An 8823-nucleotide genomic window follows, 5' to 3' on the forward strand; every position below is an offset into this window, starting at 1 on the left:
CGGGCCGCCTACGGTGGGTGCCGTGCGGCGCTTCTTCTACGACACCGAGTTCATCGAGGACGGCACCACGATCGACCTCGTCTCCATCGGCGTCGTGGACGAGACCGGCCGGGAGTTCTACGCGGTCAGCACCGAGTTCGACCCCGACCGGGCCATCCCGTGGGTGCGCCGCAACGTCCTCGACCAGCTGCCCCCGCCGGCGGACCGGGCGTGGCGCAGCCGGGAGCGGATCCGGGAGGAGCTGCTCTCCTTCCTGACCGCGCCGGGGGAGGAGATCGAGCTCTGGGCGTGGTTCGCCGCCTACGACCACGTGGCGCTGTGCCAGCTGTGGGGGGCGATGCCGGCGCTCCCGCGCCCGATCCCGCGGTTCACCCGCGAGCTGCGCCAGCGCTGGGACGACCGGGGGCAGCCGCCGCTGCCGCCCAAGCCCCAGGGCACGCACGACGCGCTGGTCGACGCCCGCTACAACCTGGCGCGCTGGAACGCGATCGAGTCGGCCCGGGCGTGAGCTCCCGCACCGGCGGGTCCCGACCTGCCGACGTGGTGGCGGAGGTCGGTGCCGCCGCGGCCGCGGAGCACGGACTGCCCTCGGCCCTGCTCGACGGTTACCTGGCCGCGCTGGTCGAGGTCGCGGTGCGTGGCCGGCGGCTCACGTCCGACGAGGAGGCGCACTGCCGGTCGCTGGGCGCCGAGGCCGCGCGGCAGGGGGTCGCGCTCCCGGCGCTGGTGGACCTGTACATGAGCGCGTCGCGCCGGCTCTGGTCACGGCTGCCGCGGCTGGTCGGCGACGCGCGTGGCCGGTCCCCGCTGCCCTCGGACCTCGTGGCGGTCGGGGAAGCCGTGTGGCGGGGCGCCGACACCGCGCTCGCAGCGCTCGCGGCGGGGCACGAGGAGGCGCAGCGCGAGGTGGTCCGCCGCGAGGAGGCGTTCCGCCGGGAGTTCGTCGACGACCTGCTCAGCGGCCGGTCGGAGGTCGGCCCCCTGGTGGAGCGTGCGGCGCGGCTGGGGATGGCGCTGACCGGCGGTCACACCGTGACGGTCGCCTCCACGGACCGGCCGGTCGACTCGGGCATGCACCTGACGACGTGGCTCGAGGACGGGGCGCGGCTGCGGCTCGGGGGACGGACCGTGCTCGTGGCGGCCAAGGAGGGCCGGCTGGTGAGCGTCCTCCCGACCGCGCCCGGAGAAGACCTCGGGGACGTCGACGGCCGGGCGCTCGCGGAGGCCGCCGGGCCGGCCGTGGCGCGGTTGACCGGGCGGCCGGGGTGGCGGGTGGGGGTGGGGCGCTCCCACCCGGGTCCGCGGGGGGTGCCGCGCTCCTACCGGGAGGCGGTCGACGCGCTCGAGGTGGCCGAGCGGCTCGGGCTGCCGGATCGCGTGGTGCACGCGCGGGACATGCTCGTGTACCGCGTCCTGCTGCGCGACGAGGAGGCCATCTCCGACCTGGTCGGCACGGTGCTCGGGCCGCTGACCCGGGCTCGCGGTGGGGCGGGCCCGCTCGTGGAGACGGTGGAGGGGTACTTCGCGGACGGGCGCAACGCCGCGTCCGTGGCCCGCCGCCTGCACCTCAGCGTGCGGGCGGTCACCTACCGCCTGCAGCGGGTGCGGAAGCTCACCGGTTACGACCCCGGGGACCCCGCGGACCAGCTCGCGCTCATGGTCGCCGTGACCGGGGCCCGCCTGCTCGGCTGGCCCGCGACCACGTCGGGAACGGCCCGCCAGGAGCCTCCCCGACTGCCGGGTCACGGCAGCGAGCACGACCGTTAGTCGTCCGGGACGGCACCTGACGCCCCGGGGCCACCGCACCTAGCGTCGGCGCATGACACGGAGCACCCACCCGGTACCCCGCTTCCGCGCTCGTTCCGCCACCACGTCGTACCGGCCCCCGGCGGCCGCCCGTCGCCGACGGCGCGCCGTGCCCCCGCACGAGGGATCGGTACCGCGGGAGCGCGTGGGGGAGCTGTCCCTCGAGGTGCGGCGCGCGGGGGAACGGCCGGTGATCGTGGTCTCCGGGGAGCTCGACATGGTCGGCCGGGAGCTGCTCGAGGCCGTGCTGGCGCACGTCCGCTCGACCCACGCCGGTGCGGTCGCGGTCGACCTGTCCGGCGTCTCCTACGCCAACTCGCACGGGCTGGCACCGGCCCTGGACGGCGACGTCGTCCTCGTGGCCGCGTCGCCGTGGGTGTCCCGGTTGCTCCGCTTGATGGGCCACCCGGTGCACGGTGGCGGCTCGTCCGGGGAGGTCGACGGTCCTCCGGCACGCGCCCGTGGGGCAGGGACCTGATGCTCTCCCTGCTCTGGTTCCTCGTCTTCGGGGTGCTCTTTTTCGGGTTCCGCGATCGGGGCTTCGGCCCGGCCGGGATCGTCGGCTCGGTCGTCGGGGCCGTCGTCGTCCTCGCCGTCCACGACCGGCTCTCCGGGCGGCGCGCAGCCGCTACCGGCCACCCGGCCCGGCCCGACCGGTGAGCCGTGAGCACCGCTGCGTCGTTCCCGCCGGAACCGCCGCCGCTCCCGGCCCCCGCGGCGCCGCTCCTCCCGTCGAGGGCCTGGCGGCAGGCGCTGTGGTGGCGGGCCGTGCGCTGGGGCCGGGTGCTGATCACCACGACGTTCCTCGGGACGGCGCTGGTGGGAGCCCTGGTCGCGCCCTGGCAGTCGACCCTGCTGCACGGCCCGGCCCTGGGCGTGGTCCTGGGCGGGGTGGCCGCGCTCGCGACAGGGGGCTACCCCCGGGAGCCGGCGCCGCGCCGCCTCGTCGTCCATGCCACGGCAGCCGGCGTCCTGCTCGTCCCGTTCGGCGCGGCCCTGCCCGTGCTGGGCTCCCTGGGCGGGCTGGTCGCGCTCGTCGTGCTCGTGGTGGGTCCGCTCGTGGCAGCGGACCAGCTGGCGGCGGACCCCGCGGTGGAGATCCGCGACGCGGTGGAGGCGGGGGCGGTCCTGCCGGCGCTGCCGACGGCTGAGCTGGTCGACCGGTGGCTGGTGACCGACGAGCTGCTGCTCCGGTCGGGCCGCCACCGCGCCCGGACGGCGGAGGTGCGCGCCCGCCTGCTGGAGGAGCTGAGCCGCAGGGACCCCGACGGGGTCACCGCGTGGCTGGCCGCGGGAGGTGGCTCTCCCCGGCCGCACCTGCGGACCGACGGCGACGTCGCGGGCTGACGCGAGCCGCCGCCGAGGTCAGACGGTGAAGACCGAGAGCAGCCGGTTGAGCTCCTTGGAGAGCCCGTCCAGCTCCTGGGCCGCCGTGCGCGCCCGCTCGACGTCGGACGCGCTGTCGTCGGCGTCCTGGCGCACCGACGTCAGCGTGGTGGTGACGGCGCCGGCCCCCTCCGCGGCACTGGCCACGCTGCGGCTCAGCTCGCGGGTGGTCGCCGTCTGCTCCTCGACGGCGCTGGCGATCGTCGTCTGGTGGTCGTTGATCGCCCGGACCACCTCGGCGATGCGGGAGATCGACCGCACCGCGTCTGTGGTCTCGGACTGGATGCCCTGGACCCGCTGGGCGATCTCCTCGCTGGCCTTCGCCGCCTCCTGGGCGAGCTCCTTGACCTCGTTGGCGACGACGGCGAAGCCCTTGCCCGCGTCACCGGCGCGGGCCGCCTCGATGGTGGCGTTGAGCGCGAGCAGGTTCGTCTGCTCGGCGACGCCGGAGATGACCTTGACGACGTCGCCGATCTCCGCGGAGCTGGCCCCGAGCGCGGCGATCGTGGTCTCGGTCTGCTCGGCGAGCGAGGCGGCCTGGCGCCCCACCTCCGCGGCCTCGGCGGCGCTGCGGGCGATCTCGGTGATCGAGGCACCCATCTCCTCGGCGCCGGCCGCGGCCGACGAGACGCTGCTGCTGATCTCCGACGCCGCACCGTGCGCGCCCTGGGCCTGGTCGCGGCTGCGGGAGGCGCGCTGCGCCAGCCCGTCGGCCACGGCGGACACCCCGGCCGCGGAGGAGGCCACCTCGCGGGCGCAGCGGTGGATGTCCCGCACGGTGCCGGCGACCTTGTCGACGAAGCGGTTGAACGCGCCCGACAGCTGGCCGACCTCGTCGTCGCGGGAGTCGTCCATCCGCTGGGTCAGGTCGCCCTCGCCGTCGGCGATCTCGGCCATGCGGTCGCGCAGGCGGGTCAGCGGCCGGGTGAGCCGGCGGCCGACCCACAGCGCGATCAGCCCGCCGACGACGGCGATGAGCAGCGCCGCGAGCACCATCGACCAGACCATCGAGGTGCGGCCCTCGGCCAGCGCGTCGGTGGCACCGGCGAAGTCGGCGTCGCGGGTGACGGCGGTGATCACCCAGTCCCACGGCGCGTAGTAGGAGACGCGGGCCGTCGTCGGGCCCTCCGCGGGGTCGACGTAGCGCACCGTCGCCTGCTCGCCCTCCTGCAGCGGCAGGGCGGCGTCGACGATCTGCCGGACGTAGGGGGCGCCGTCGGCGTCGGTCGCGTCGATCAGCTGCTCGCCGTCCCGCGCGCCGCCGGGGCTGACCAGGACGCTGCCGGCCCGGTCGCCGGTGCCGCCGTAGACCTCGATGTGGCCGTTCTCGCCGATGGTGGTCGACTCCAGGCCCTGGCGCAGCGCGGGCAGGTTGGTCTGCTTCGCCCCGACGTAGAGGACGCCGACGACGTCGCCGGCGGGGCCGAGGATCGGCTCGTAGGCCGACACCAACCACGAGTCGACGACGAACGCGTTGCCGCGGTAGGTCTGCCCGCTGCTCACCGCGGCGGCGACCGGGTTGGGCTTGCCGTCGGGGTTCACGGCGGGGATGTAGGTGCCGATCGCGCGCGAGCCGGACGCGGCCTGCACGTTCGTCGCGACGCGGAGGAAGTTGCCCTCGGGGGTCTTCTGGAACAGCGTCACGGTGGCGCCGACCATCGACATGATGTCGTCGACGACCGGGGTCCGGACGGCCATGTCGGTGTTCTGGCCCAGCCACTCGCCGCCGACCAGGACGCGCGGCAGGGTCACCGGGGTGACCACGCCGTCCATCTGGTTCTTGGCCTGCCAGGTGACCGGGTTGCGGCCCGAGCCGTCGATGGCGAAGCCCCCGGACTGCTGCAGCACGTACCGCGCCGCGTTGAGGTCGTGGTCCACCTTCACCGCCGTCGACTCGCCCTGGGTGGAGACCAGGTCGTAGGCGCCGCGGGCGGCCCGGCTGATGTTCTCCTCCACGAGGGCGTCCATGTCCCGCGCGGCGTCGTCGGCGAACCGGCTGCTCTGCCAGGCGCTGACACCGCCCATGGCCACACCGGTCACGGCGATGCTGGCGACGGCCAGCGCCACCACCTTCGTGCGGATGCCCGTGTTCGATGGAACCGCCCAGGAGGGCAGGTTCGTCCAGCGCATGTTCGGCCTTCCGGTCGGGGCGGCGCTGCGGCGCCGCCGTCGTCGTCCCCATCGGCAGCCCGCGGCCGATCCGGTACCGCTACGGGCCACGCACTCGAAACGGCGCTCCGGAACCCCTCCCGGCGCCCCGGCCTGCGGCATCATGGCGCGGCCAGGAACGGAGCTCCGCTGGAGGCGTCCATGCGCATCGGCATCCTCACGGGGGGCGGCGACTGCCCCGGGCTCAACGCGGTCATCCGCGCGGTCGTGCGCAAGGGCGTCGGTCACGACGGCGACGAGGTGATCGGCTTCCGCGACGGCTGGCGCGGCCTGCTGGAGGGCGACGCCGTCCCGCTGGACCTGGCCGCGGTGCGCGGCATCCTGCCCCGCGGGGGCACCGTCCTCGGCACCTCGCGCACCAACCCCTACGCCCGCGACGACGGCCCCGACCGGGTGCTGGCCTGCCTCGACCGGTGGGGCATCGACGCGCTGGTGCCCATCGGCGGGGAGGACACCCTCGGCGTCGCCACCCGCCTGGCCGAGCGGGGGGTGCGCGTGGTCGGGGTGCCCAAGACCATCGACAACGACCTGGAGGGCACCGACTACACCTTCGGGTTCGACACCGCGGTGGGCGTGGCGATGGAGGCGATCGACCGGCTGCACACCACCGGGGACAGCCACCACCGCACGCTGGTCGTCGAGGTCATGGGCCGGCACGCGGGGTGGATCGCGCTGCACGCGGGCATGGCCGGCGGGGCGAACGTCATCCTCGTCCCCGAGCACCCGTTCGACGTCGACGCCGTCGTCGCGCACGTGCAGCACCGCTTCGACACCGGGTTCTCACCGATCGTCGTCGTCTCCGAGGGCGCGCAGGCCACCGACGGCGCGCTGACCGTGGCGACGGGGGAGCAGGACGCCTTCGGGCACGTCCGGCTCGGCGGGATCGGCCCGGCGCTGGCCGCGCTGATCGAGGAGCGGACCGGCCGGGAGTCGCGCGCCGTCGTCCTGGGCCACCTGCAGCGCGGGGGCACCCCCTCGCCGTTCGACCGGGTGCTGGCGACCCGCTTCGGGCTGGCCGCGCTCGAGGCGGTCCACGACGGGGAGAGCGGCGTGATGGTCGCGCTGCGCGGCACCGAGATCGTGCGGGTCCCGCTGGCCACCGCGACCGCCCGGCTCAAGCTCGTGCCGGCCGAGCGGTACGCCGAGGCGGAGGTCTTCTTCGGCTGAGGGAGGGCCCATCGGCTCTGGGCCGGTGGGCGCGCGCCGTAGGCTGGCCCCCGTGAGCCTCCCCGAACCTGCCGAGCTGGTCCCCGGTCTGGACCGGTGGCGGGAGCTGCCCGCCGCCCAGCAGCCGAGGTGGCCCGACCGGGTCGCCCTGGACGCGGTGCTGGAGACCCTGTCCACCGTGCCGCCCATCGTCGCCCCCAGCGAGGTCGACACGCTGCGCGCGCAGCTGGCCGACGTCGCCCAGGGCAAGGCCTTCCTGCTGCAGGGCGGTGACTGCGCCGAGACGTTCGACCTGAACACCGAGCCGCACCTGCAGGCCACGACGCGCACGATGCTGCAGATGGCCGTCGTCCTCACCTACGGCGCGAGCGTGCCCGTGGTGAAGGTCGGCCGCGTCGCCGGCCAGTACGCCAAGCCGCGCTCCTCGGACACCGACGCCCTCGGCCTGCCGTCCTACCGCGGCGACATGGTCAACTCGCTGGAGCCGGTGCTGGAGAAGCGGATCCCCGACCCCAACCGGCTGGTGCGGGCCTACGCCAACTCCGCGGCCGCCATGAACATGATCCGCGCCTACGCCCGCGGTGGCCTGGCCGACCTGCACGCCGTCCACGACTGGAACCGCGACTTCGTCGCGAACTCCCCGGCGGGGGTGCGCTACGAGGTCATCGCCCGCGAGATCGACCGCGCGCTGGCGTTCATGCGCGCCTGCGGCATCGACTCCGACGCGCTGCGCGGGGTGGAGCTGTTCAACTCGCACGAGGCGCTGATCCTCGACTACGAGCGGGCCCTGCTGCGCATGCACGAGGGCCGCCCGTACGCGTTGAGCGCCCACTTCGTGTGGGTGGGGGAGCGCACCCGCCAGATGGACGGCGCGCACATCGAGTTCGCGTCCAAGCTGGCCAACCCCGTCGGCGTGAAGATCGGCCCGACGACGACGCCGGAGCAGGCCACCGAGCTGGTCGAGCGGCTGGACCCCGACGGCGTCCCCGGCAAGCTGACGCTGATCAGCCGGATGGGCAACGGGAAGATCCGCGACGTCCTGCCCGGCATCGTGGAGAAGGTGACCGCCAGCGGCCACCAGGTCGTGTGGCAGTGCGACCCGATGCACGGCAACACCCACGAGTCCCCGACGGGCTACAAGACCCGCCACTTCGACCGGGTCGTCGACGAGGTGCTCGGCTTCTTCGACGTGCACCGGGCGCTGGGCACCTGGCCCGGGGGCATCCACGTGGAGCTCACCGGCGAGGACGTCACCGAGTGCCTCGGCGGCGCGATGGAGATCAGCGACGAGGACCTCAACAGCCGGTACGAGACCGCCTGCGACCCGCGGCTGAACACCGGCCAGTCGCTGGAGCTCGCGTTCCTCGTCGCGGAGATGCTGCGGGGATGAGAAAGGACCCCGTCCCCCTCATCCCTCGTGAGCTCGGGACGAGCCTCTGGACGAGGCCATGATCGACCTCCGGTCCGACACCGTCACGAAGCCCACCCCGGACATGCGCCGGGCCATGGCCGATGCCGAGGTGGGCGACGACGTCTACGTCGAGGACCCCACCGTCGTCGCCCTCGAGGAGCGGACCGCGGAGCTGTTCGGCCACGAGGCCGCGGTGTTCGTGCCGAGCGGGACCATGGGCAACCAGATCGGCATGCGCCTGGTCTGCGAGCCGGGGCAGGAGGTGCTCTGCGACGCCGACGCGCACGTGGTCACCTACGAGATGGGCGCCGCGGCGGCGGTCTTCGGCATCTCGACGCGCACGGTGGTGTCCGCCGGTGGCCGGCTGGACGCCGCGCAGCTCATCGAGCAGGTGCGGCCGAAGGACAACTGGCACCTGACGGCCACGGCTGCGGTCGCGGTGGAGAACTCGCACAACCGCGGCGGCGGGCTGGTGCAGCCGCTGGACCAGCTGCAGGCGCTGTGGGACTGGTCGCGGCAGGCCGACGTCGCGGTGCACCTCGACGGCGCCCGGATCTGGAACGCGCACGCCGCCTCGGGCGTCCCGCTGTCCACCTACGGCGGGCTCGCCGACACCGCGTCGGTCTGCTTCTCCAAGGGGCTCGGGGCGCCGGTCGGGTCGGTGCTGGTGGCGTCGGCGGAGCGGATCGCGGCCGCCCGGCTCTGGCGCAAGCGCCTCGGCGGCGGCATGCGCCAGGTCGGGGTGCTCGCGGCCGCCTGCCTCCACGCCCTCGACCACCACCTCCCGCGGCTGGGCGAGGACCACGAGCACGCGCGGCTGCTGGCCAAGCGGCTGGGCGTCGACCCGGCGACGGTGGAGACCAACATGGTGGTGCTCGACGGCG

The 8823-nt window shown here is 74.9% G+C and carries 9 protein-coding genes; 8 read left to right on the top strand and 1 reads right to left on the bottom strand.

The features are described 5' to 3' along the window. The first annotated feature begins 22 nt into the window (after positions 1 to 22). From E9529_RS14765 to E9529_RS14785, 5 genes are read left to right on the top strand one after another with little or no spacing between them, the layout of a single operon-like run. Positions 23 to 508, top strand: coding sequence for a polyadenylate-specific 3'-exoribonuclease AS (locus E9529_RS14765; protein ID WP_236831907.1), 486 nt, complete (start codon positions 23 to 25; stop codon positions 506 to 508). Continuing rightward, positions 505 to 1767, top strand: coding sequence for a CdaR family transcriptional regulator (locus E9529_RS14770; protein WP_236831908.1), 1263 nt, complete (start codon positions 505 to 507; stop codon positions 1765 to 1767). The genes E9529_RS14765 and E9529_RS14770 overlap by 4 nt, the downstream gene beginning before the upstream one ends. Before the next feature lie 52 nt (positions 1768 to 1819). Beyond that, on the top strand, positions 1820 to 2284 hold the full coding sequence (locus E9529_RS14775) for an STAS domain-containing protein (RefSeq protein ID WP_236831909.1): 465 nt from the start codon (positions 1820 to 1822) through the stop codon (positions 2282 to 2284). Continuing rightward, positions 2284 to 2466 (top strand): hypothetical protein, encoded by a 183-nt coding sequence (locus E9529_RS14780; RefSeq protein ID WP_236831910.1) that lies wholly within the window; start codon positions 2284 to 2286, stop codon positions 2464 to 2466. Before E9529_RS14775 ends, E9529_RS14780 begins: the two co-directional genes overlap by 1 nt. Positions 2467 to 2469: 3 nt before the next feature. Then, on the top strand, positions 2470 to 3153 hold the full coding sequence (locus E9529_RS14785; protein WP_236831911.1) for a hypothetical protein: 684 nt from the start codon (positions 2470 to 2472) through the stop codon (positions 3151 to 3153). 18 nt (positions 3154 to 3171) lie between these two features. Here E9529_RS14785 and E9529_RS14790 read toward each other — a convergent pair whose 3' ends face one another. After that, positions 3172 to 5322 (bottom strand): methyl-accepting chemotaxis protein, encoded by a 2151-nt coding sequence (locus E9529_RS14790; RefSeq protein WP_236831912.1) that lies wholly within the window; start codon positions 5320 to 5322, stop codon positions 3172 to 3174. A 180-nt stretch (positions 5323 to 5502) separates the two neighbouring features. Here E9529_RS14790 and E9529_RS14795 point away from each other — a divergent pair, with 180 nt between their 5' ends. From E9529_RS14795 to E9529_RS14805, 3 genes are all read left to right on the top strand, one after another. Beyond that, positions 5503 to 6528, top strand: a complete 1026-nt coding sequence (locus E9529_RS14795) for an ATP-dependent 6-phosphofructokinase (RefSeq protein ID WP_236831913.1) — start codon at positions 5503 to 5505, stop codon at positions 6526 to 6528. A 52-nt stretch (positions 6529 to 6580) separates the two neighbouring features. Continuing rightward, positions 6581 to 7918: a class II 3-deoxy-7-phosphoheptulonate synthase gene (locus E9529_RS14800; RefSeq protein WP_236831914.1), complete on the top strand. Its 1338-nt coding sequence runs from the start codon at positions 6581 to 6583 to the stop codon at positions 7916 to 7918. Between the two features lie 58 nt (positions 7919 to 7976). Beyond that, positions 7977 to 8823: low specificity L-threonine aldolase (locus tag E9529_RS14805; RefSeq protein WP_236831915.1), on the top strand; the 847-nt coding region annotated here is incomplete at its 3' end.

The sequence above is a fragment of the Blastococcus sp. KM273128 genome (assembly GCF_021698975.1).
Lineage (GTDB): Bacteria > Actinomycetota > Actinomycetes > Mycobacteriales > Geodermatophilaceae > Blastococcus.